The following is a 23,168-nucleotide window of genomic DNA, read 5'->3' as shown; positions in this document are numbered from 1 at the left end:
TTTATTCATATTTTTTAAATTAAATTAAGCGTTATAGTTGGGCTCACTAGATGCTGACCAAACTAAATACTTTCTATATAATTCTTCATATTTAGGGACCCTGTTTTCATCAGGAATAAAGGTGGTTTCTAGCTTACTAGACATGCTACTTTGAGCGGTGGAAATATCGGCGTAAACATTGGCCGCTACAGCCGCAAAGATTGCTGCACCTAATGCACAACATTGTTCTGAACTCACAACGGTCAGCGGTTTATTCATTACATCTGCACAAGCTTGCATAATAACCGGGGATTTTTTAGCTATTCCTCCTAAAGCGACAATTTCATTAACAGGCACATCTTGATTAATAAAGCATTCCATAATTGCTCTAGCGCCAAAGGCTGTTGATAAAACCAAGCTTCCAAATAATGTTGCAGCATCAGTTGAAATCGTTAAATTGGTTATAACACCTTTGATTCGTTGATTGGCATAAGGGGTTCGTCTACCATTAAACCAATCAAGCGTTATAGGGACTGTGTCTAGATTTGGGTTTTCTGCCCAAGCTTGAGCAATATCATTTAATAATTTATGTTTTAACTCCTTCACTATTGGTTGAGATTCTGGTGAGATTGAAACTAACTTTTCAAGAGGCCAACACAAGAGTTTTTTATACCATGCATAGATGTCTCCAAAAGCTGATTGCCCGGCTTCAAGACCTATAAAGTTTGGTATTACACTACCATCTACTTGACCACAAATGCCTTTAATTGAACGATTATTTATAACGTTTTGTTCTGCCAATAAAATATCGCAGGTAGAGGTGCCAATTACTTTAACTAATGTATAAGGTTTTGCACCCGCACCAACGGCACCCATGTGACAATCAAATGCACCACCAGAAATTACGGTCGATGTTGGTAATCCTAATTTTTCTGCCCACTCTTGGGTAATAGTGCCCACTTTATGATTAGCGGTATAAGTCTTTTCAAATAGAGGATAAGGTAAGTTATTAACTAAACTTGGGTCGAGTTTTTCAAAAAACTCATAAGGGGGTAAACCATTCCATTCTTCGCTCCAAAAACATTTGTGACCGGCAGCGCATCGACCACGCTTTATTGCATTTGGCGCTGTCGTTCCAGAAAGTAAAGCAGGTACCCAATCACAGAGTTCAATCCAAGATGCAGAAGCATTTTTTACAGCACTGTCTTGACGAAAAATATGCATAATCTTCGCCCAAAACCATTCTGAAGAATAAACTCCACCACAATATTCCAAATATTTAGAGTATGGTTCAGTTTTGCACACTCTATTAATTTCTTCAGCTTCGTGTACCGAGGTATGATCTTTCCATAAAATAAACATTGCATTAGGATTGTTCATAAATTCTGGTTTTAAAGCTAACACATCGCCATTTTCATCAATAGGTGCTGGGGTAGAACCTGTTGAGTCCACACCAATAGCAACTATATTTTGTGCATCAGATTTAAGTTGATTGACAACAGATTGTATTGATTGAGTCATTGACTCAATGTAATCAAGGGGATGATGCCTGAACTGATTTTTTTGCGGATCACAAAACTGGCCCTTAGACCAGCGTGGGTAATAAACTACTGCTGTAGCTAACTCTTTCCCATTTTGACAGTCGACCGCTAAAGCTCTGACAGAATCACTACCAAAATCCAATCCAATGGTTATTTTTTTATTCATCCGCTAACACCTCAAAGACTAATTAAATGGAGTTTTTTGGAAGAATAAATAATTATCGATAAAACAAGTAGGTATGTTGTTGCTATAAATATAGACGATTCTGCACACCTAATTTGTTTTGTGATGTAGATCTCACAATTATCACTATTCAAAAAAAATTTTTATGTAAAAATAAAATAGTTTCAAAAAATTGGTGATGACAAATGAGCAATAAACAACAAAATAACCCTTTGTTACCTGGTTATTCATTTAATGTCCATCTTGTATCTGGTTTAACACCGATCGAAAAAGAAGGAAAATTTGATTTTTTCATTGATCGTCCTAATGGATTAAATGGTTACATTATTAACCTCACTTATGCAGGCCAAGGTACTATTTATCGTGATGATGAATCATTTAATTGTTATCCCGGTGACTTTGTTCTTTTTCCTCCCAAAGAACCCCATTTATACGGACGTAAAGAAGATGAGAATAATTGGTTTCATTTTTGGGTATATTTCAGACCAAAATCAACATGGAAATATTTATTAAGTTGGGAAAACCGATTAAAAGAAACGGGATTTTATCGCCCTAATACCCAAGTAAAAGATGAACTAGAACAGCTATTTATAAAAATTGTCGAGGTAGGGCAATCAAATACGATATATTCTGAAAATTTAGCTATGAGCATGTTAGAGCAATTCTTGATACGTTGCGCACAAGAGACTTCTTGCACTAATCCCCCTAAAATAGATACCCGAGTACTACAAGTTTGCAACTATTTAATTGATACTCTGGATGAAAATAATTTTACGCTTGATATCGTATCGCAGAAAGTGTGTTTGTCGACATCGCGAATTGCTCATATATTTAAAGACCAGATTGGTATGTCTATTGGAGAATGGCGACAAGAGCAACGGGTAAATCGTGCAAAACTGTTATTGCAAACCACTAATATGAGTATCGCAGAAATTAGCCGTTCAATCGGATTTGATGATCAACTTTATTTTTCGCGAATCTTCAAAAAAAGAATTGGTCTATGTCCTCAAAAATATCGCAATAGCACTCGAGAACAAAATGAAAGAAAAATCCAAAGTGTCAACTCGCTTTACTTTTATGATAAGCAAAATGACCATATCATTGAATAAATACAAATTATTAGGTAATTATTTTTTCAGAAAGTTAATGCTAAACATCGCTCCTCGTTTTATATATAATAGCCGCTCACAGACTTGGATTTAGAATATCAATTTCGGAGCTTTTTCATGCAGCAGTTTCGTCCTATCCGTCGTGCTTTACTCAGTGTTTCTGATAAAACAGGAATCATTGAATTTGCTAAAGCTTTATCTGAACGTAATATTGAACTCCTTTCTACTGGTGGCACCGCCAAACTTTTAATCGACAACCACATTCCTGTTACCGAAGTATCGAATTATACGGGATTCCCTGAAATGATGGATGGTCGAGTCAAAACGTTACATCCTAAAATACACGGTGGCATTTTAGGGCGTCGAGGGATTGATGACGAAGTGATGCAACAACATCAGATCGCACCGATTGATATGGTGGTTGTCAACTTATATCCTTTCGCGAAAACGGTAGCTGACCCAAATTGTAGTTTAGAAGATGCGATAGAAAATATTGATATTGGCGGACCAACTATGGTGCGATCTGCAGCTAAAAATAATAAAGATGTCGCCATTGTTGTTGATTGTCAGGACTATAGCACAATCATTGATATGTTAGATAAACAGCAAAATTGCCTCTCTTTCAAGTATCGATTTAGCTTAGCAATAAAAGCATTTGAACACACTGCTCAATATGACGGTATGATCGCTAACTATTTTGGTAAACTTGTACCTCCATATTATGGCGATACTGAAAAGCCTGCTGGTGAATTCCCTCGCACTTTAAATCTACAAGTTGTTAAAAAACAAGATATGCGATATGGCGAAAACTCACATCAACATGCAGCTTTTTATGTGGAAGAACATCTTGAGCCAGGTTCTATTGCTACTGCCAAACAAATACAAGGTAAAGAGCTATCTTATAACAATATTGCCGATACCGATGCTGCATTAGAATGTGTAAAATCATTTGATGAACCAGCTTGTGTAATAGTTAAACACGCTAACCCATGTGGTGTTGCGGTGAGTGATAACATCTTAAATGCCTATCTTAATGCTTTTAAAACCGACCCAACTTCTGCCTTTGGGGGCATTATTGCTTTTAATCGTCCATTAGATGCTAAAACAGCCCAAACTATTGTTGATAAACAATTTGTTGAAGTAATCATTGCACCATCAGTTGATCAAAATGCTTTGGCCATTACACAAACGAAAAAAAATGTTCGAGTATTAGAATGTGGCGAATGGTCTGCGAGCACAAAAGCCAGTTTAGATTTAAAACGCGTTAATGGCGGATTGCTTGTACAAGATCGTGATTTAGGTATGGTAACCAAAGACCAATTAACGGTAGTTACCAAACGACAACCGACTGAAAAAGAGTTATCTGATGCACTATTTTGTTGGAAAGTGGCAAAATTTGTGAAATCTAATGCTATTGTTTACGCTAAAGATAAGATGACTATTGGCATTGGTGCAGGGCAAATGAGTCGTGTTTATTCGGCCAAAATTGCTGGAATAAAAGCACAAGATGAGAATCTAGAAGTTGCTGGTTCAGTTGTAGCTTCTGATGCATTCTTCCCGTTTAGAGATGGTGTTGATGCCGCGGCTGCGGTTGGTGTCACCTGTGTTATTCAGCCGGGTGGTTCAATTCGTGATGACGAAGTAATTCAAGCCGCTAATGAGCATAATATTGCCATGATCTTCACCAATATGCGTCATTTTAGGCATTAATTATAAAAGTATTGAAAGGACCTTGTATGAAAGTATTAGTAATTGGTAATGGTGGGCGCGAACATGCTTTAGCTTGGAAAGCAGCACAATCGCCATTAGTTTCTAAAGTGTTTGTTGCACCAGGTAATGCAGGTACCGCACTTGAGCCAAATTTAGAAAATATCAACATCAAAGCAACAGATATTGCTGGTCTACTCAACTTTGCTCAAGAGCAACAAATAGACTTAACTATTGTTGGACCAGAAGCGCCATTAGTGATTGGTATTGTCGATAGTTTTCAAAAAGCTGGATTAACTATCTTTGGCCCATCAAAAGCGGCTGCTCAGCTAGAAGGATCAAAAGCTTTCACTAAAGATTTTTTAGCTCGACATAACATCCCAACTGCTGAATACCAAAACTTCACAGAAATTGAGCCTGCCATTGCTTATATTCGTCAAAAAGGCGCACCAATTGTGATAAAAGCTGATGGTTTAGCGGCAGGAAAGGGCGTGATTGTTGCCATGACACAAAAGGAAGCCGAAGAGGCAGTACACGATATGTTAGCGGGAAATGCCTTTGGTGATGCCGGTCATCGAGTCGTAATTGAAGAGTTCCTTGATGGCGAAGAAGCCAGTTTTATCGTAATGGTCGATGGTAAACATGTCGAACCAATGGCAACCAGCCAAGATCATAAACGTGTTGGTGATGGTGATACTGGTTTGAATACTGGTGGAATGGGCGCTTACTCTCCAGCGCCAGTAGTAACCGATGACGTCTTCAATAAAGTTATGGAAGAAATCATTTACCCAACCGTCAATGGCATGGCAAAAGAAGGCAATGTATATGTTGGTTTTCTTTATGCCGGATTAATGATTGATAAACAAGGAAATCCTAAAGTAATCGAATTCAATTGTCGATTTGGCGATCCTGAAACTCAACCAATCATGATGCGAATGCAATCTGACCTAGTTGAGCTCTGCTTGGCTGCCACAAAGGGCGAACTAAATACTGTAAAATCAAAATGGGATATAAGGCCTGCTTTAGGTGTAGTTCTTGCTGCTGGCGGATATCCAGGCGATTACAACACCAAAGATGTTATATTAGGTCTACCTACTGAAACAGATACTAATTGCAAAATCTTCCATGCCGGCACCTGTTTAGAAAACGGTCAAGTCTATACCAATGGTGGGAGAGTTCTATGTGTTACAGCTTTAGGCGATAGTGTTTCAGACGCTCAAAAACGTGCGTATGAACAAATTAAAAGTATCTATTGGCATGGTTGTTACTATCGTCATGATATTGGCTATCGAGCTATTGAACGCGAAAAAAATAAATAAATTTCAAATAAATAGCGCTATATAGCGCTATTTTTTTATCTACCATTAAGCCAAAAAAAGTTGAGGAACGGGGTTTTTAAACCCTAAAAGTTTTTTGTGGTTTGAAAATAACCTCAAAAACCCCTCTCCTCAACTTTTTTTGCCTTGTTTTAATGACAAGAAATTACAAATTATATTCTTTTAATCACAATTGAGGTGTTAATTCCGCCAAAAGCAAAGTTATTAGTTTGAAAATATTCAATATCTAAATTTCGTCCTGAACCAACGATATAATCCAAATCACCACATTGAGGATCGACATTATTTAAGTTGATAGTTGGATTAAACCAGCCAGTATGCATCATTTCTAATGTTAACCATGCCTCTATCGCGCCACATGCACCAAGAGTATGACCAAAATAGCTTTTTAAAGATGATATTGGGGTTTTATTACCGTAGATATTGGCAACAGCATTACTTTCAGCAATATCTCCACGAGCAGTTGCGGTACCGTGAGCACTGATGTAACCAATTTGGCTTGGATCTAAACCTGCATCTTTGAGTGATTGTTCAATGCAATATTGGATTGTTTCTTGCCTTGGTTGGGTAATATGACTCGCATCACAGTTAGTTTTAAAGCCTATAATCTCACCATAAATTTTTGCTCCTCGAGCCATGGCGTGTTCATATTCCTCTAAAATTAATGCACCGGCTCCTTCACCAATAACTAACCCATCGCGATCCCGATCGTATGGTCTTGGTGATAACTTTGGTGTGTCATTAAGTTGGCTTGTAGCAAATAAGGTATCGAAAACAGCTGCTTCCGAAGGGCATAACTCTTCGGCTCCACCTGCTACCATGATTTTTTGCATACTGTATTTTATAGCTTCATATGCATAACCTATAGCTTGACTTCCAGATGTACAAGCACTTGATGTGGTAATTAATCGACCTTTTAAACCAAAAAATAAACCTGTATTAACTGCAGTTGTATGTGGCATCATTTGAATATAGGTCGTTGCGGTGATGTTGTTAGTATGCTTTTCATTTAACATGGTTGCAAATGATGCAACGGGTTGAGTACTACCTGTTGATGACCCAAATGCAATACCTGTATCTCCATTAGTTAGTTCAGGTTCATCTAGTAATCCTGCCTTTTCTAATGCGATTTCAGTTGCTTTGGTTGAGAGTAATGATACTCTGCCCATTGAACGAATTTTTTTCCGTGTATAGTGGTCTGGTAAAACAAAATCATCAATTGGGGCACCAAGTTTGGTATGCAATCCATCGTAAATTTCCCATTCTGGCATATATCGAACAGCATTTTGAAGTTGTTTTAGTTTGAGCTCAACATCATCCCATTCATTACCAAATGCGGTGACGCCACCTGCGCCAGTTATGACTACTCTTTTTGTCATACCATTCCTCCATTAATAGAAATGACTTGTCTTGTTATATATCCCGCATTATCTGACATTAAATAACTTGCAAGTCCTGCGACTTCGTCAACGTGCCCCATTCGTTTAAGAGGGATCATGTTCATTGCTTCTTTTAAAGCGATTGGTTCCATATCTAAAATACCCGTGTCTATTAGACCCGGGGCAATGCAATTGACGGTAATTTTTCGTTTAGCTAATTCAAGTGCCAACGCTTTGGTTGCACCAATTACGCCTGCTTTGGCCGCGCTGTAATTGACTTGACCACGATTTCCAACGATGCCAGAAACTGATGATATAACTATAATTCTTCCACCATTACGAAGTCCAATCATGGGCATAATACAAGGATGTAATACATTGTAAAAACTATCAAGATCGGTATGAATTACAGCTTTCCAATCATCTTGTGTTAAAGCAGGGAAAGCACCATCACGGATAATACCTGCATTATTAACAACACCGTAATAAGCTCCATATTGTTCAGTATCTGCTTCTATCATTTGCTGACATTGCTCAGTGTTGCTTACATCAAATTGAATTAGTCTAGCTTTTTGGGCGGTTTGTTCGATAATTTTTTGAGTTTCAATCGCCCCTTTTTTGTCACTATGATAGTGTATGACGATATCAAAACCATCGGACGCTAGTTTACAGGCAATTGCTTTGCCAATTCCTTTGCTTGCTCCAGTTACAAGTACTGTTCGACTCATAATTGTTATCCTTTTAATCGCTGGGAACCAAAAAGTTGGTCTAATTCACTAGGATCAGGTTCATAAACATTTAATTTACCTGATGCAACACATTGTTGATTTATACTGATATCACAATCAAAGTTAGCTAGTTTAGAATCAAAAAGAACTAAATTGGCGGTTATAATTAATTCACTATTAAGCTCAAATGAAGGTAAATTGGTTTTTATTGCTCGCCCTCCAAGTAACATGCCTAATTGTGGTGAGTGATTTTTTTTGGAATCATGATATCCATTCCAAACACCAATAGTTTGTGCCATTAATTCGATAGCATAAAAATTGGGTAGCTGATAATTATCAGTTAAAAATGGAGAAAGTATGCCATCTTTGGTAACTTGAACACTGCAAATGCATTGTTTTTCATCGACTAAATGAACTTTCTCAATCATGATCATGGGAGTTCTGTGTGGCAAATAGTAACTTGCTGATTGATATTGCATTATACTTTTCCAATAATAAGAGATGCATTATTGCCACCAAAAGCAAAAGAGTTTGACATAATGATTGGTGTTTGTAGCATCATTTTTTCTGTAACAATATTAATTTTATCTAGATTTTTATCATAAGGTGATACTGAAAAATCTTGCTGTGGTAAATTAATATTTTGTTTAAGTAATAAGTAACTAATTGCCAATTCAGTAATAGCTGCGCTACCTAATGTATGTCCTGTTAAATGTTTTGTTGAACTACAATAAGGTAAGTTTTGCTCAAATAATCGATAAACAGCTCTACTTTCAGCTTGGTCGTTAAGCACCGTTGCCGTGCCATGTAAATTAAGATAGCCAATCTGATTTGGTTTTAAGTTTGCATTTTCTAATGCCATTTCCATCGCAACTTGTGCTCCTATTCCTTCTGGATGAGGGGAGGAGATATGATAAGCATCGGATGATTCACCTACACCTAATAATGCAATATCACTTGATTCTTCTTTAGTTATTAACATCAATCCACTGGCTTCACCAATGTTTATGCCGTTACGGTCTTGTGCAAATGGCATACAGGGATTATTCGATAGTGCTTCAAGCGCATTAAAACCATTTATTGGCATTCTGCTTAAACTGTCAGCACCACCGACAATGGCAGCATCAACCAATCCTGATTCAATCAGTCGTTGGCCACTTATTACGGCTTTTGCACTAGATGTACAAGCAGTGGAAATGGTATAGCTAGGACCTTGTAAATTGAGTAATTCTGTTAAAAAACACGATGGATTACCAAGTTCTTGTTGGTGATAATAGAAATGGGGTTGACAATGATGTGTCTTTAAATAGTGCTCAATGTTAACGTCGCCTTCGTGTATTCCAGAAGTACTAGTACCCATTATAACCGCAATTCTTTTTGGTCCATATTTTTCGATAACTTGTTGTATCTGCTGTTTAATTTGTAAATATGCAGCATAAAGTAATTGATTATTTCTTGTCGCATATTGCGTCAAATTGTGGGGAATGGAGGGAAGCTCCCCCGTTACTTTACCTAACCAAGTATTTTGGCCATTTAATAACCAACCCTTTTCTTGAGTCAAGTAGTGCTTTGCACAATAATTTTGGGATAAATTATCGATTATCTGTTGTTTGTCGTGTCCTAATGTGTTTATCGCGCCAAGCGCAGCAACATAAATCATCTATTCCATACTCTTAATTGTAATTTGATAACCAAATATAGCATGTTGAATTTTAATTGGTTTTCTAATGTCTGTTGAAGATTTTTGGTTATAAGTTATCTTAATGATTGTTTGTTTTTTATCATTGACAAGGGTCCTAAATAAGTCGTTATCAATGAGTTGCCAATTCGCCGGTAATACGTTTTGCCATGAAATTGTTGGTAATATGCTTAGCATTATGTCTGATAATACTTGCTCAGGAGGGGGAAGTTGCTTAACAAATATATGTTGTTTTGCTTTAACTTTACTACCGTCGTATTCAATTTCAAACAAACGAATACCTATAGTGGATAACCCAATTACTTTCAATTGGTTATCTTTGATATCAACGATTACTATTACCGAGTTTTCTTGATTGTTATATTTAAAGGTTAATAGTTGTTGATCGTGATAGTCTTGAGTTAGATTTATCTTAGGCAAGTTAACTTTGGTTTCTTTGGTTAACCAAGCTTCTGATTTAGGTTGGGACGAGCAGGCTGAAATCAACATACTTAATAATAAAAAAGTTAAATATAAATATTTCTTCATCCTTTTGTCCCTGATATTTCTTGTCTATTATTGATGACTAGTGGTGCAAATAAAAATGCTGTAAAAATACCGCCAGTTAATACTAATCCAAATCCTTTTATGGCAACGGTATGGCTTATTATTAATAACCCAAAAGATAATATAGTAGTCAATGCCGCCATGCTTACTGCTAATAATGCACTTTGGTTTTGGCTTTTATTGTTGCTCAAAAATAGACTATAGTCGATACCAATACCAATAACAAGAATTAGTGCTAACATTGAGAATAAATTAAGAGTTTGATTGGTTATGCCATTAATAGCTAATGCTATACCTGTTGATAATAATGTAGGTAATGTGCTTTTTAATGCAGCTTTTAAACCATATTTGCGATGATAGAAGATAAAGCAAGAGCAAATAAGAATCACAGCACCAGCAATCAGCTGGGATAATTGTATTCGGTAATGGGCAAACATAGTGTTAAATTCTTCACGGCGATCAAGCCAATAGATTCCTTTATCTACTTCCGATAATTTTTTTATTTCAATGATATTTTTAATTCCATTTATTGGAATTAAAGTCGCGCTTTTTCCCGTTGGTAAGGTTAACCAAAGTAGTTTTCGACCTTGGCTAAGTTCACTTTGTTGCCATAGTTCTGGTGTAATAATTGGTTGTTCAAAAGTAGGTAAGTTAGCCTTAATTCCCATTTGTGTTAAAGAGGATATAATTTCAGGACTATATTGTTTAACAAATTCGATATTTTCTTGCTGTTTTTGGAATGAAGGTAAGTTTATGCTCTGATATTGTTCAAAATAACCTTCTGATTTTGCAAGTTCAAGTTTAGGTAAAAATTGTTCAAGTCGTTGTAAGGTTTGTTCAGCTGTATCACCAAAAACAACAAACCATTTTTGATCTGTTGTTTGACGGGTAATACTGATAATTTTTTGTTCTTGTAGTTGTAATTGTTCTGGCAATGCTTGTAGTTTGGCAATATCGTCATCAACTTTTAAATTAATAAACCCATAACCGATAAATAATAGAGCGATTGATACCATTATCAATTGCATCTGTTTATTTTTCCATAAATTTAGCCAGCTACTTAGTAACTTATAACCAACATCTTCACGTACTGGTAATTTGTTAACGAGCAGAGGATACCAGCATATTACAGTTAAAAAAGCACCGAGTAGACCAAAAACTGCAAATATTGATAATTGCTTTAAGCCCGGGAACGGCGCAATTAATAAGATTAGATAAGCAATAAAACTTGTGCATAACGCTAACGTCAAAGTTGAAATGAGTTTTTTTAAACTTGCATAAGGTGATTCTTGATTACCATGTAGCAGTCGTTCAGTTAAGTAGTGCAGTGAATAGTCGACAGTTATTCCTATTACACTAGTACTCATAACAATTGTCATTATGTGAATTTCACCAAATAGGCTTAAAACAGCCACTAAACCACAAATAATTCCAACAAAAATTGATAGTATCGATAAAATAATTGGTCTTATCGATCGAAATACACTAATTATCAATATGATAATTCCTATAATTGATAAGCTACCGATGGTTGTTATATCATCTATAGCTTCACTGCTTGCGTAATCACTATAAAAAAGCACGCCTCGTTTTAAAATTTCAACATTTGGCCACTTTTCATGTAATTGTTTGGTAAGTTCATTTAATTGTGTGGTAATTTGGTGAGATTGGCTCATGTTAAATGATGAATTATTTAACTCAGCAAAAATCATGTACCATTGATTGCCTTGGTCATCTTGTCCTGATAACCAATTATTTTGAATGGTTAACCCACCTGAGTTAGCCAGTTGATTTAATTGAGATGAACGAGTTAATAATAATGGATCATTTTCCAATTCAGTTGCACTTATTCCGCTAAAAGGAGAATATAGCTGGCTTTTTATCCAATTCAGCTGAGTGCCATTTTTTAATCTTTCACTAGTTTTTGAGTCCAGTAGCTGATAACGATATTGAAAAGCAAATTTTCCCCAATTTTTTTGAAATGTTTCATCAAAATAACCGTTTACTTGGCTAATAAAAGATTGTTTTTTTAGGGTTTGATACCACCAATTAACTGGTTCTAATTCGCCATTAGTGGGCTTAATCAACCAGACAAGTTGCCTATCTAATCGATTTTGAAAACCATCAATAAGTTCAGTAGGAACATTGTTGGTTTGCTCTTTAGGTAATAGAGATAAAACACTACTGTTGATTTTACTATTAGCTAAAAGGTAATAAGCAGCAAGAATCAGACAAGCGACCATCATCAACCATAAGATTGCTCTTCTTTTTAATGTTAATTGGTTATCTGAATAGCAATTGTTCATCTTGATTTAATTTTGTCGTTTTATGATTTTTGAATGTAAGCTCTGTTTTGTCATTTTGCATATCATTAATAGTGACTTTTTCTAAATAGGATTTTCCACTAAGAATAATTTGTTTAAAAATTTTATTTAGCGGTGCTAATTTAGGTTTTAGCGTTAATGTCCAAATATTATTTTGTTCGGTGACTGTTATATCAAAATTATTTTCAAGCATCTCTTTATCTGCAGTGAAAATTGCCGTTAATAAATGATTGAACTGAAATAGCTGAGGTTGTTTTTCTGCAGTTATTATTTCTTGAGTTTGGTCTTCTATGCGTTGTTCCATTCGCTGTTGATTCATTTTCAATGTCATAGCAAATGGTGTATTTTGTTGCCACCATAGACCTAATTCCTTAGATATTATCATCTTTCCCGTTGAATGGATGGGTGAGGTTAAACCATTAATATAGCGATCTTGGGTAAAATCAGCTCGAACAACTTGGTTTTTGCTAAATAGCAGTTGTATATCACTTAGCGTGATTGCACTCGTTATTGTTGAGAAAGTTAATAATAGTGTTGTTGCGAAAGCAACTAGGCATTTGTTCATTTAATTAATCCAAAGCAATTCAAAAATATATCAGGTGTAACAAAACACATTTCCTTGGTATCTGTAGAGACCGCAACTTGAGTTGTGTAGCCAGAAGTTGTTTTTTTACCAGTTTTTTTATCTTTTATTAGGTAGCTAATTTTTATGCGATGCTCATATTCTTCTAGTTTGGCAAAGATTTCTAAAGTTTGTTCTGCAAGGGCGGGTGCTGTATATTTTATTCTTGCATCGACAATAGGCCAAATATAACCCGAATCAACCATTTCTTTATAACCATAATTAAATTTTCGAAATAATGCTTCGCGAGCTTTTTCAAAAAATTTAAGATAATTACCATGCCAAACCACGCCCATGGCGTCTGTGTCATGGAAAGATGGTTTATAGTCGATGGTGATATGACAGTGATTAAAATTATTCATTTTTATTATTCGTTATTTCAGGTGGATTAAATTGCCAAAAATCGAAAAAATTGAACCAATCAAGTGGTGATTGTAAACAATAATATTCTAATCGATTGGCATAATACTCAATTGTTTGTTCTAGTTCCGCTGGTCTATTTTTTCTAGATAACTTTAGCTCATCAGTAAAATGTTCTAGATATATTTGGAATCGACCATTGGGTTTTAATCCCCAACAAAAGTAAACGGGGAACTTTAATGCAGAAGATAGTATAAATGGCCCTTTAGGAAAAGGTGCAGGTTTACCAAGGAAATTGGCCCAAACAATAGCATTTTCTGGCACTCTTTGGTAAGGATTAATTGATGTTCTGTCAGCAATGATAGCTACCCATTCACCAGCTTCAAGCTTTTGTTGCAGTATTATGGCAGTATCCGCTCCTAATGTAGCAACTTCTATTAGATTGATTATTGAATTTTGATTAACCTGTTTTAATACTTTGTTAAATCGTACAGCATTACCTTTATGCACTAAAGCATTTATTGTCACATTATGGGATAATTCTGCTAGTGCTCGACACATTTCAATATCACCTAAATGTGAACAAATTAAGATAATCCCCTTTTTTTCAGAAATTAGTCTTAAATATTCGCCTTTGTTTGGTGAATAGATATCATCAAGCTTAATATCGCCTTGCCAACTGGCTAGTTTATCTAACAGTGACTCACCAAATTGTTGAAAGTGTCGGAAAGAGGTTAATTTTTTCTTTTCAATCAATGGCACATTAGGATATTGTTTAAGGATTTTTTCTAAATATGCTTTGGATGCTTGTCGTTGTTTTTTCCCTGTTAACCAGAAATAACTGATAACTGGGAACATGAACATTTGAGCAACACGTCTTCCTAGAAGGCGATAAAGCATTAAAATTAACTTGATCCCCATTAAACCTTTGCGTTCGTCAGTTTGAGACCAGTGACTATCTTTATTTTTCTTAAGTCGGTTTTGTTTTATTAATGCTGGAATTCGTGGAAACATGCCAAAAAATAGTCGAGTATGCATCCAAGTAATTAATAGGTTATCTTTGAATGCGTTAAAGTGAGAAACACCATCAGCGGGATAAGTGACATGTGTTGGTACAAAAATAGAATCAGTACCTTGCCAATATAATCGAACCATTATGTCGGTGTCAAAATCCATTTTTTTACCAATTTGTTGTTGACTGATGAGGTGACAAGTCTGTTTTAATGGATAGACACGAAGCCCACACATGCTGTCCTTAATATTAAAACTTAAGGTTTCAATCCATACCCAAAAATGGGTAATATATCGCGCAATAAGTCGGTGTTTAGGAACTGAATCATCATAGATAGGACAACCAGATATTAAAGTGTTGGGATTTAATTGTGATTGTTCAATAAGCTGTTTGACAATTTGGCTATCATGTTGGCCATCAGCATCTATCTGAATGGCATAAGCAAAACCATGATCTAATGCGTGACTAAAACCACACATTACTGCCGCACCTTTACCTTCATTTTTAGTTAAACGCACTAAATTGACCCATGCATATTGTTTTGCTATTTCTGTCAGTTTTTGTGCATGTTCATACGAGCTACCATCATCAATTAGAAAACAAGTCAATTGATAATGTTCAATATTTTGTAAAACACGCGGTAAAGCATCACTATGATTGTAACAAGGTATAATAAAGCAATAGTTTTTTGATAGCGAAGGCTCAATTACTGACATAGTGTAAGCTTTCCTGTACTTGCTATGTTGCCATGCTGTGTAATAAAACTATAAGTGAATTTTAGCTTATTTTCATTCCAGAGTAGCGTTAGTTTTAGGCGATCATTAGGTAATATTGGCGATTGAAATTTTACCACCTCGATGGACGATATTGATAAGTTTGGATTAATTAATTTTTGGGCATAACCAATTACCCAATTAACCTGAGTCACACCTGGTAACACTGGTTGTGTAGGAAAATGTCCTTTAAACCAAAAAAGATCTGGCGGTATTGTGATTTCAATATTAGCTTCTGTTTCAGTTTTACTAATGCTTATTTCGTTGGGAAACTCTTTTTTCATATCTTATTTGGAGTATCGAATAATGCTTTTAAGTCAGTATATGTGCATTTTCCTTGCAAATTTTCCGGAAAACTTTCAATAAAACGCCATTTCTTAGGTATTTCAACTAATGATAATGTATCTTTAAGTAAATGTCGAAAATATTGTGTAAGTTTGAAATAATTAAAGTTATCTATTTCCTTACTATGAGATGGTTTTATTTTAATGATGGCGGCCAATATTGTTCTATTGTTTTTTTCTAAGGGAATAACAATTGCTTTTTCAACGGCTGTAATTTTATTGATCTGGTTCTCTATATAGGTTAAAGATAGGCGTTGTTCTGCAATTTTGACTATTTTATCCATCCGGCCTTTTAAATAAAATTTAATGTCATCTATTTTTTGTAATTTATCATTTAGTAATTCAGCTTGTGGTAATAAAGGTGATATTAATAATGGTTGTTGATTGGGGGTATATTTTAATTGTAATGGGTAAAAGAGTTCCCAAGGTGTATTAAGCGATTTTTGTTGTCTTTTGGCTATAATACCAGTCTCGCTTGAACCGTAAATTTCATAAGGTAAAACATTGAAATTCTGTAAACAAAATTGGGCATTTTCAAAACTAAGCTCTCCACCAGATGAAAATACACAGGTACAGTTAATAGTAGATAAACTATGATCTAAATTTTTGATAATTGATGGCGTTGTGATGTAAGTAATGTTTTTAGATTGATAAGTTGCTAATTGTTCTTGATAGAGTATTGTTTCACAAACAAAAGGTATTTTGGAGCTTAAAGAAAGCATTATTTTAAAGGTTAATCCATACATGTGCTCATGTGACACAGAAGCAATAAGTAAGTCACAAGGTGAAACTTTTAAATTATCTATTAATATATTAATTTCTCGCTCAAGTTGAGAAATAGATTTTTTAATTGGTTTTGGCAAACCTGTTGAGCCAGAGGTGAATAATGTAAATGATGTTTGTTTAAAATCCGGATTATTTTTTACTGATTTAACTGATTGATGTTGATTAATATTGCTGATGTTGATAATTGGCAAATTAGTTGACAAATTAATATTTGTAAGATGTGTATCGGTTAATACAGCTTGATAATAGTGTAATAATTCGACATGCCTAGGATTTAGTAAAAGTGGATGCTTTCCTGAATATAAGAGAGCGAGAAATCCTGCAACAAAATTAAAACTATCATCCATGAATAAAACCCAATTTTCTTCAGTATGATTGTCTAATTCATTAACAATTATGCTAATTTGTTGTTTTAGATCTCCAACAGTTAAAGCTAGTTGCTTTCTGAATGCAATTATTTCATTATCTGGTCGTAATAATTGCTCGGATAATAAAACTAATGTTTTGCTTTTTGACGAACAATCCATTCTCCCCCCATTAATAATCCAATAAGAATATAACTTATTAATCCGTTATACATTGTCCACCAATAAATATCATTAATAAGACAAGTTATTAATGCGATTAAACCATTTAGTATGAAAAATAGACACCAACATATAGTTACTTTTCTTGTATAGTTAATTGCACTTGCTGGTAAATTATCATGTTTTAATCTGGCGAATCTTTCGATAATATTTTGTGGCTGATACAATGAATATCCAAAAAATATTAAGAATAGAAGATTTGTTGCTACGGGGTAATAGAGCAAAAATTGAAATTTGTTAAATATCCAGCTGGTTAATGCTAAAAGCAAACCAAAGCAAGTTGTTACTTTTGCTAACCAACCAATATTTGAAAATAAATTAGGTAAGGCGATTAGCCTTAACACTAATAATGCAGCAATGCATAAAACAGCGATATTAATAATTTGATATTTTAAAGATAAGTAAATAACTATCGGATAGCAAAACAGGATTATTCCTGTCATTGCTTTTATTATTAACTTAAATTTATTCATTATGCTATTTAGCATTTAGCAAATTGTACACTGCATCAACCACGTCTTGAACAGTTCTTACTGCTTTAAACGTTTCAGGATCAACTTTTTTGCCTATCTTTTTTTGTAAATGTACAACTAAATCTACTGCATCAATACTATCTAAGTCTAATTCTTCAAAAAGTTTAGATTCTGGCTTAATCTCATCGGCAGATAATTCAAAAAGCTGAACTAGTGCTGATTGTACTTGTTGAAAAATTTGTTGCTTATCCATTAAAAATCTTCCTTATTACTGTTGAGAATTAATAAAATCAGCTAGCGTTTTAACTGAGTAAAATGCTTTTTTGGTTTCTTCACTTTCTGACGATAAAACAATACCATATTGATTTTTGATAGCAAGACCTAGTTCTAATGCATCTATTGAGTCTAAACCTAAACCATCACCAAATAATGGAGCTTGGGTATCGATATCTTCAGATGTGATATCTTCTAAATTAAGCACTTCGATTATTAATGATTTTATATCATGATGTAATTTTTCCATTTAATTTCCCTTTTATCTATTATTCTTTTTTATGGTTCCAGCGTTAATAATGTTGTGAGATGTCTGGTAAGTTTTCTCGCTGCAACAGTTGTATTTTCTTCTAGAAAGTCATCTATTTTGATTTTTTCACCTACTGTAATATTAAACAATGCCTTTTTTTCAGGGATGTCATACCATTTTTGTTTTTTTATCAACCATGGTGGATTACATTGAATATGTATTATTCGGATATCAGCATGACACCTTAATGCTATGTTAGCAGCTCCTCTTTGTAATGTTATAGGATGATTAGGTATGCTTCTAGTTCCTTCGGGAAATATCAAAATTCTTCCTTTGTTTGATAAGATTTCATTACATTGTGGTAGTATTTGGCCTGATTCACCGTTTAGTATATAACCTGCTGTTTTTATAATGCGGCTAATAAAAAGGTTATTGAGTAACGCACCCTTAACTAAGCAATCACATCGACGCATAACTGAAACGAGAAGAACAACATCTAGCAAAGATGGGTGGTTAGCAACAATTAAACATCCGTCATCTTGCTTTAATTTTTCAACTTCATTAAATTGATAGTTGAAAATACATAATGATTTTACTATCCATAAAAACACTTTAAAGCTAATACTTATGCTGTATTGAGCAATAATAATTCTTTTTTGTTTCTTCCAAACAAATAATCTCAATAAACTAAACCATATCAACGATAAAACGAATAATCCAAAAAGACCAAATATAATAAAACCCAGTGCGGTCGCAAATAATCGCCACCACTGGTTTATAGTATAGAATTTTTGTTTATTTATGTATTTATCGTCCATTGCCAGTCTTGAGATAATCCTTGTATGATGAAATTTTGTTTTTTATTTAGATAAGCATGTAAAAAAGCCAATGATTGAGGATAATTGATTGGATTTTTCTGTGATGTTTTATTAATACTTTGGCATGTTAACTGATTGCCATTTGTTAAGATATAACCTACCGCATAATATGGAATTATTTGATGAATTTCTGTTTGGTAAGATTCAGGAACCATTCCATCAAAATCAATCAATAGTACTTTTTTATCTTTTTGTTGTAGTGTTGGTAGAGCCTCAATCAAACTTTGTTGAAAACCATCATTATTTGCACTAAGCGATGTGATAGGGATAGCTTGCTTGGCAATAATTGTGAATAAACCTGAAGCAGTATTATGGACCGATAATGCAAAATCGGTTGGTGAAATGTCATTAGCTTGATTAAGTGAAACTAGTATTTTATATGTTTTTTCAAGTTCACCATGTTGGCTTGAAAAAATCGCTAAATCCACATTATTATTTTCTATGAGCTCTAAAGCAACTTCAACAGCAAGGCGTGAAGAAATGCTCATTCTTCTTGCTTGCATCATAGGCAGTTTATTGAGTTTGGGTATGTGTAAATCCCAATTGTGATTAATCTGTTTTGACCATAATTGCCAGTCAGATTTGGAGGATAAACCAGCAGATAAAGCAAACCAATTTTCGATTGAAAAAGAAAGTCTCATATTAATATTTTTTAATTAATTCTTTACTTAGCAACTTTTTGTAATATTATTAATTCGATAATACTGAAAAAATCTGATTTATTTATACAATACAGTAAAACAATAAAAAGGCAATACATTGACTGGACAAGAAAACATCAAGTATGGATTCAATAAGGAAATTTATACAGCATTAGAAGCAATTACTGAAGCTCAAAAAATTGCCTTTGCTCCTATATTATTCCAAGCCATAATGTGCATGAAAAACAAAGGAATTTTATCTTCTATTGATCAATCTGGTAAAATTGGTATTAATTTAGAGGATTTAACTAAAAAAGTTTCTTTATCACCTTATGCACTTGAACTTCTGCTGGATGTTGCACTTAGTATGCGTGTTATTTATCAGCAAGACTCCAACTATATTTTAGGTAAAATTGGTCATTTTTTATTGCATGATAAAATGACAGAAGTTAACCTTAATTTTTCCCAAGATATCTGCTACCAAAGTATGTTTTTTCTTCAAGAAGCACTTGAAAAAGGCGAACCGAGTGGCCTCAAAGTTTTTGGTGATGGTAAAACGATTTACCCCATGTTGCAGTCTCTGCCTGAACAAGCAAAAAAAAGTTGGTTTGATTTCGACCATTTTTATTCAGATCACGCTTTTCCTGCTGTTTTACCTCACATCATGAAATTGAACCCTAAACATGTTTATGATATAGGTGGTAATACAGGTAAATGGGCAATTTTTTCAGCTAAACATTTGCCTGAAACTCAAGTGACAATCTTAGATTTACCTGAACAAATCTCAGTTGCAAAAGAAAATATTAAAAAATCGGGCTTTGAAGATCGTATCGATGGTATTGGTGTAAATGTACTGGAAACTGATATTTTCCCTAACCAAGCTGATATCTGGTGGATGAGCCAGTTTTTAGATTGTTTTAGTTCAGATCAAATTGTCCATATTTTGAAAACAATACACCGTAGTATGAATGATGATGCTTCTGTTTGTATTATGGATCTTTTTTGGGATCGCCAAAACTTTGAGGCAGGAGCATTAAGTTTAAATGCTTCTTCTCTCTATTTTACTTGTTTAGCAAATGGTAATAGCCGTTTTTACCATTCAAAAGTATTTTATCAATGTCTAAATGAAGCAGGGTTTCACGTTGAGGAAGATATTGATGGGATTGGATTTGGACACACTTTATTAATATGTAAAAAACGTTAATTAAAATTATCCTTAAGGAGTAAACAATGAGATTTTTTAAATATATTGCAGCATTCTTTTTAGTTTCAATATTATTCGGTTGTGCAAGTAAATATCAAGCGCCAAATAGTATTAGTACCCCAGTTAATGGTTTGACTAAAGCACAAGTTAAACAAGCTATTTTAGATAGTGGTACTAAAGGTAGAGCAGCATTTGGTACTTGGAAAATGCAAGCATTAAATAATGATACTATCCGAGGTCAATTATTCAATCGTAAATTTGAAGTTGTTGTTGATATCCCTTACTCTGCAACAGGGTATTCAATTAAGTATGTTTCAGTTAGTTCAAACTTACAAGGTAGTAATGGAAAAGTTCATCGCAACTACAATCGTTGGATAAACAATCTTGATGCTAAAATTAGAGAAAATATTTTCAGAGCAAAATAACGCTTTGAACTTAATGAAATTTATTTTTTAATTAAACCACCTTTAAGCCCAAAAATTGTTTGGGCTTCTTTTTAAGAACAATTTATAGATATTGTAATATGACAATATGTTACTTTTTTAATAATCTGTTATCTCCTAACAATAGTATTAATCGTTAAAATTAACTATCTATTCTTTGCATTGAAGTTTAATATATAACAGTATTCATAAAATGTGATGAATATTAAAGTTCAAGTTCCAATCTTTTCTTTTCTATCTTTTTCTATTTCATAAATTTTAGCACTTGAGGACAATTATTATGTTTCAATGGCTTTCAAATTGGATTTTAGATGGACTTAAACATTCACCAGAAATACTTTTATTTCTCTCACTGAGCTTAGGGTATTTGATTGGTGGTATTCGAATTGGTAAATTTCAATTAGGTGGAGTGGCTGGTTCCCTACTAGTTGCTGTCGCATTAAGCGTGTTTGGTGTTACGGTTGATGCTGGTGTCAAAGCTGTACTTTTTGCTTTATTTATTTATGCAGTAGGGTTCGAAAGTGGACCTCAATTCTTTCGTTCATTGGGGGTTAAAACCCTTCGTGAAATCTTTTTAGCACTATTTATTGCCGTTGCTGGCTTTGTTACGGTGCTCGTTTTAGCCAAATTATTCCATTTAGATAAAGGTCTTGCTGCTGGTTTAGCTGCAGGAGGATTAACCCAATCAGCAATAATGGGGACGGCATCAGATGCGCTTACTCAGTTAGGTTTAAGCCCTGAAGAGTTAAGCCGATTACAAGGTAATGTGACTATTGGATATGCTGTAACTTATATCTTTGGTTCACTCGGAGCCATAATTGTCTGTGTTAATATTTTACCTAAAATTATGGGTCGCGAAATTAACGATGATGCAATTCAGGCAGAAGCAGAACAATTACATGGTTCACTTTTATTAGGTAGTGGTCAGAACTTTGCCTTATCAGATGTAACTGGTCGTTTATATCGTATTACCAATAAAGTTAATCAGACCGTTGAAAGTTTAGAAAAGGTGATTAACGGTATAAGCATTGAACGAATCAAACGTGGTAATCGTATTATTGAAGCTGGACCAGAAACTTTATTAAAGGCCAAAGATATTATTTTAGTTGTCGGCCATCGTGATGCCATGATTAAAGCCACTGATTTATTAGGTGAAGAGGTGAATTCGGCACAGGGTATGGATGTGGTTATGAATACTCAAGATGTCGAAATGCGCAATACACGTTATGTTGGTCAAAACTTAACGCAAGTGCTTTCATCTGATGAAGTAATGAAACTAAAACATGGTATTTATTTAATTGCTGTCCATCGCGATGGGCAACCATTGCCATTAAATAATGATATGGTGTTCAAATTAGGTGACATTATTACTGTTTATGGTACTGATGGTGACTTAAGGCGAGTAGTTGATAAAATTGGTGCGCCGATAACAAAGAGCGAAAAAACTGACTGGATATTCCATGGTTTAGGTCTTGTCGTTGGCCTTATTATTGGTCTTATTGTAATTCGTGTTAGTGGTATTCCAATTACCTTAGGTGCTGGTGGTGGTGCTTTGTTATCAGGCTTATTATTTGGATGGTATCGATCTTTACATCAAACTGTAGGAAACATCCCAACGGGTGCGGTGCAATTACTTAAAGATTTTGGTCTAGCTGGCTTCGTAGCCGTAGTTGGTCTAAGCTCTGGATTGCAAGCTATTGATACCATTAAAGATCAAGGTATTTCTTTATTTCTAATTGGCGTTGTAGTTACTTTACTGCCTATGTTGCTTGGTATTTACTTTGGTAAGTATGTGCTGGGTTATAAAAATTCTGCAGTATTCGCTGGTGCTTTGGCGGGTTCTCGTAGTGCAAATCCAGCTTTTGGTGAAGTACTAAATAAAGCGGGTAACTCAACACCTACTAACTCTTTTGCTATTACCTATGCTTTAGCTAATGTTTTCCTAACTTTATTAGGGCCATTAGTTGTTGCTTTTGTTTAATTGACATC

Annotated in this window: 22 protein-coding genes and 1 pseudogene; 6 read left to right on the top strand and 17 right to left on the bottom strand. The window is 34.5% G+C overall.

What is annotated here, in order from left to right; translation table 11 throughout:
* Window positions 1-24 precede the first annotated feature (24 nt).
* Window positions 25-1,686, bottom strand: a complete 1,662-nt coding sequence (locus J3U16_RS04510; RefSeq protein ID WP_267342547.1) for a ribulokinase — start codon at window positions 1,684-1,686, stop codon at window positions 25-27.
* Between the two features lie 203 nt (window positions 1,687-1,889).
* Between J3U16_RS04510 and araC the strand changes: the two are divergent.
* The 3 genes and pseudogenes from araC to purD all read left to right on the top strand — a co-directional run.
* Window positions 1,890-2,735, top strand: a pseudogene (araC, locus tag J3U16_RS04505) (arabinose operon transcriptional regulator AraC); the annotation flags it as partial.
* A 195-nt stretch (window positions 2,736-2,930) separates the two neighbouring features.
* Entirely contained in the window at window positions 2,931-4,523 is a 1,593-nt protein-coding gene (purH, locus tag J3U16_RS04500; protein ID WP_267330129.1) for a bifunctional phosphoribosylaminoimidazolecarboxamide formyltransferase/IMP cyclohydrolase, read from the top strand.
* 26 nt (window positions 4,524-4,549) lie between these two features.
* Window positions 4,550-5,839, top strand: coding sequence for a phosphoribosylamine--glycine ligase (gene purD / locus J3U16_RS04495; RefSeq protein ID WP_065562173.1), 1,290 nt, complete (start codon window positions 4,550-4,552; stop codon window positions 5,837-5,839).
* Window positions 5,840-6,009: 170 nt separating this feature from the next.
* Here purD and J3U16_RS04490 read toward each other — a convergent pair whose 3' ends face one another.
* From J3U16_RS04490 to J3U16_RS04415, 16 genes are read right to left on the bottom strand one after another with little or no spacing between them, the layout of a single operon-like run.
* Window positions 6,010-7,236 carry a beta-ketoacyl-ACP synthase gene (locus tag J3U16_RS04490; RefSeq protein WP_267342546.1) on the bottom strand — a complete coding sequence of 409 codons (1,227 nt, stop codon included), beginning with the start codon at window positions 7,234-7,236 and terminating at the stop codon, window positions 6,010-6,012.
* Window positions 7,233-7,964, bottom strand: coding sequence for a 3-ketoacyl-ACP reductase FabG2 (locus J3U16_RS04485; RefSeq protein WP_065562171.1), 732 nt, complete (start codon window positions 7,962-7,964; stop codon window positions 7,233-7,235). Before J3U16_RS04485 ends, J3U16_RS04490 begins: the two co-directional genes overlap by 4 nt.
* A gap of 5 nt (window positions 7,965-7,969) precedes the next feature.
* The gene (locus tag J3U16_RS04480; protein WP_267330130.1) at window positions 7,970-8,443 is read right to left on the bottom strand and encodes a 3-hydroxy-fatty acyl-ACP dehydratase; all 474 of its coding nucleotides are present in this window, start codon (window positions 8,441-8,443) and stop codon (window positions 7,970-7,972) included.
* Window positions 8,443-9,624, bottom strand: a complete 1,182-nt coding sequence (locus J3U16_RS04475) for a beta-ketoacyl-[acyl-carrier-protein] synthase family protein (protein WP_267330131.1) — start codon at window positions 9,622-9,624, stop codon at window positions 8,443-8,445. Before J3U16_RS04475 ends, J3U16_RS04480 begins: the two co-directional genes overlap by 1 nt.
* Window positions 9,625-10,191 (bottom strand): DUF3261 domain-containing protein, encoded by a 567-nt coding sequence (locus tag J3U16_RS04470; protein WP_220225025.1) that lies wholly within the window; start codon window positions 10,189-10,191, stop codon window positions 9,625-9,627.
* Entirely contained in the window at window positions 10,188-12,515 is a 2,328-nt protein-coding gene (locus J3U16_RS04465) for an MMPL family transporter (protein WP_267330132.1), read from the bottom strand. The genes J3U16_RS04470 and J3U16_RS04465 overlap by 4 nt, the downstream gene beginning before the upstream one ends.
* On the bottom strand, window positions 12,493-13,098 hold the full coding sequence (locus J3U16_RS04460) for an outer membrane lipoprotein carrier protein LolA (protein ID WP_267342544.1): 606 nt from the start codon (window positions 13,096-13,098) through the stop codon (window positions 12,493-12,495). The genes J3U16_RS04465 and J3U16_RS04460 overlap by 23 nt, the downstream gene beginning before the upstream one ends.
* The gene (locus J3U16_RS04455) at window positions 13,095-13,517 is read right to left on the bottom strand and encodes an acyl-CoA thioesterase (RefSeq protein ID WP_065562165.1); all 423 of its coding nucleotides are present in this window, start codon (window positions 13,515-13,517) and stop codon (window positions 13,095-13,097) included. The genes J3U16_RS04460 and J3U16_RS04455 overlap by 4 nt, the downstream gene beginning before the upstream one ends.
* Window positions 13,510-15,243, bottom strand: coding sequence for a glycosyltransferase family 2 protein (locus J3U16_RS04450; protein WP_267342543.1), 1,734 nt, complete (start codon window positions 15,241-15,243; stop codon window positions 13,510-13,512). The genes J3U16_RS04455 and J3U16_RS04450 overlap by 8 nt, the downstream gene beginning before the upstream one ends.
* Window positions 15,234-15,584, bottom strand: a complete 351-nt coding sequence (locus J3U16_RS04445) for a hypothetical protein (protein ID WP_065562163.1) — start codon at window positions 15,582-15,584, stop codon at window positions 15,234-15,236. The genes J3U16_RS04450 and J3U16_RS04445 overlap by 10 nt, the downstream gene beginning before the upstream one ends.
* Entirely contained in the window at window positions 15,581-16,957 is a 1,377-nt protein-coding gene (locus tag J3U16_RS04440; RefSeq protein ID WP_267330134.1) for an AMP-binding protein, read from the bottom strand. The genes J3U16_RS04445 and J3U16_RS04440 overlap by 4 nt, the downstream gene beginning before the upstream one ends.
* Window positions 16,927-17,490 carry a hypothetical protein gene (locus J3U16_RS04435; RefSeq protein WP_267330135.1) on the bottom strand — a complete coding sequence of 188 codons (564 nt, stop codon included), beginning with the start codon at window positions 17,488-17,490 and terminating at the stop codon, window positions 16,927-16,929. Before J3U16_RS04435 ends, J3U16_RS04440 begins: the two co-directional genes overlap by 31 nt.
* 4 nt (window positions 17,491-17,494) lie before the next feature.
* A complete protein-coding gene (locus J3U16_RS04430; RefSeq protein WP_065562160.1) occupies window positions 17,495-17,743 on the bottom strand; it encodes an acyl carrier protein in 249 nt (82 codons plus the stop codon).
* Window positions 17,744-17,758: 15 nt separating this feature from the next.
* A complete protein-coding gene (locus tag J3U16_RS04425) occupies window positions 17,759-18,013 on the bottom strand; it encodes a phosphopantetheine-binding protein (RefSeq protein WP_065562159.1) in 255 nt (84 codons plus the stop codon).
* Window positions 18,014-18,042: 29 nt separating this feature from the next.
* Complete coding sequence (locus tag J3U16_RS04420; RefSeq protein ID WP_267330136.1) at window positions 18,043-18,831, bottom strand: lysophospholipid acyltransferase family protein; 789 nt, start codon at window positions 18,829-18,831, stop codon at window positions 18,043-18,045.
* Window positions 18,813-19,532 carry a beta-ketoacyl synthase chain length factor gene (locus J3U16_RS04415; protein ID WP_220225017.1) on the bottom strand — a complete coding sequence of 240 codons (720 nt, stop codon included), beginning with the start codon at window positions 19,530-19,532 and terminating at the stop codon, window positions 18,813-18,815. The genes J3U16_RS04420 and J3U16_RS04415 overlap by 19 nt, the downstream gene beginning before the upstream one ends.
* 136 nt (window positions 19,533-19,668) lie before the next feature.
* Here J3U16_RS04415 and J3U16_RS04410 point away from each other — a divergent pair, with 136 nt between their 5' ends.
* The 3 genes from J3U16_RS04410 (at window position 19,669) to aspT (ending at window position 23,160) form a co-directional block, all read left to right on the top strand.
* Window positions 19,669-20,736 carry a methyltransferase gene (locus tag J3U16_RS04410; RefSeq protein ID WP_416379926.1) on the top strand — a complete coding sequence of 356 codons (1,068 nt, stop codon included), beginning with the start codon at window positions 19,669-19,671 and terminating at the stop codon, window positions 20,734-20,736.
* 26 nt (window positions 20,737-20,762) lie between these two features.
* Window positions 20,763-21,161 (top strand): hypothetical protein, encoded by a 399-nt coding sequence (locus J3U16_RS04405; RefSeq protein WP_065562156.1) that lies wholly within the window; start codon window positions 20,763-20,765, stop codon window positions 21,159-21,161.
* A gap of 298 nt (window positions 21,162-21,459) precedes the next feature.
* Window positions 21,460-23,160: an aspartate-alanine antiporter gene (gene aspT, locus J3U16_RS04400; RefSeq protein ID WP_065562155.1), complete on the top strand. Its 1,701-nt coding sequence runs from the start codon at window positions 21,460-21,462 to the stop codon at window positions 23,158-23,160.
* Window positions 23,161-23,168 lie beyond the last annotated feature (8 nt).

It is taken from the genome of Gilliamella sp. B3023 (assembly GCF_026536845.1).
In the GTDB taxonomy this organism is placed as follows: Bacteria; Pseudomonadota; Gammaproteobacteria; order Enterobacterales; family Orbaceae; genus Gilliamella; species Gilliamella apicola_E.
The sequence above is the reverse complement of the archived record's forward strand: the minus strand, read 5'-3'. Positions and strand labels throughout refer to the sequence as shown.

Coding starts and splice junctions, on each gene's coding strand:
- J3U16_RS04510 (WP_267342547.1), bottom strand. CDS start 1,686: ATGAATAAAAAAATAACCATTGGATTGGATTTTGGTAGTGATTCTGTC.
- purH (WP_267330129.1), top strand. CDS start 2,931: ATGCAGCAGTTTCGTCCTATCCGTCGTGCTTTACTCAGTGTTTCTGAT.
- purD (WP_065562173.1), top strand. CDS start 4,550: ATGAAAGTATTAGTAATTGGTAATGGTGGGCGCGAACATGCTTTAGCT.
- J3U16_RS04490 (WP_267342546.1), bottom strand. CDS start 7,236: ATGACAAAAAGAGTAGTCATAACTGGCGCAGGTGGCGTCACCGCATTT.
- J3U16_RS04485 (WP_065562171.1), bottom strand. CDS start 7,964: ATGAGTCGAACAGTACTTGTAACTGGAGCAAGCAAAGGAATTGGCAAA.
- J3U16_RS04480 (WP_267330130.1), bottom strand. CDS start 8,443: ATGCAATATCAATCAGCAAGTTACTATTTGCCACACAGAACTCCCATG.
- J3U16_RS04475 (WP_267330131.1), bottom strand. CDS start 9,624: ATGATTTATGTTGCTGCGCTTGGCGCGATAAACACATTAGGACACGAC.
- J3U16_RS04470 (WP_220225025.1), bottom strand. CDS start 10,191: ATGAAGAAATATTTATATTTAACTTTTTTATTATTAAGTATGTTGATT.
- J3U16_RS04465 (WP_267330132.1), bottom strand. CDS start 12,515: ATGAACAATTGCTATTCAGATAACCAATTAACATTAAAAAGAAGAGCA.
- J3U16_RS04460 (WP_267342544.1), bottom strand. CDS start 13,098: ATGAACAAATGCCTAGTTGCTTTCGCAACAACACTATTATTAACTTTC.
- J3U16_RS04455 (WP_065562165.1), bottom strand. CDS start 13,517: ATGAATAATTTTAATCACTGTCATATCACCATCGACTATAAACCATCT.
- J3U16_RS04450 (WP_267342543.1), bottom strand. CDS start 15,243: ATGTCAGTAATTGAGCCTTCGCTATCAAAAAACTATTGCTTTATTATA.
- J3U16_RS04445 (WP_065562163.1), bottom strand. CDS start 15,584: ATGAAAAAAGAGTTTCCCAACGAAATAAGCATTAGTAAAACTGAAACA.
- J3U16_RS04440 (WP_267330134.1), bottom strand. CDS start 16,957: ATGGATTGTTCGTCAAAAAGCAAAACATTAGTTTTATTATCCGAGCAA.
- J3U16_RS04435 (WP_267330135.1), bottom strand. CDS start 17,490: ATGAATAAATTTAAGTTAATAATAAAAGCAATGACAGGAATAATCCTG.
- J3U16_RS04430 (WP_065562160.1), bottom strand. CDS start 17,743: ATGGATAAGCAACAAATTTTTCAACAAGTACAATCAGCACTAGTTCAG.
- J3U16_RS04425 (WP_065562159.1), bottom strand. CDS start 18,013: ATGGAAAAATTACATCATGATATAAAATCATTAATAATCGAAGTGCTT.
- J3U16_RS04420 (WP_267330136.1), bottom strand. CDS start 18,831: ATGGACGATAAATACATAAATAAACAAAAATTCTATACTATAAACCAG.
- J3U16_RS04415 (WP_220225017.1), bottom strand. CDS start 19,532: ATGAGACTTTCTTTTTCAATCGAAAATTGGTTTGCTTTATCTGCTGGT.
- J3U16_RS04405 (WP_065562156.1), top strand. CDS start 20,763: ATGAGATTTTTTAAATATATTGCAGCATTCTTTTTAGTTTCAATATTA.
- aspT (WP_065562155.1), top strand. CDS start 21,460: ATGTTTCAATGGCTTTCAAATTGGATTTTAGATGGACTTAAACATTCA.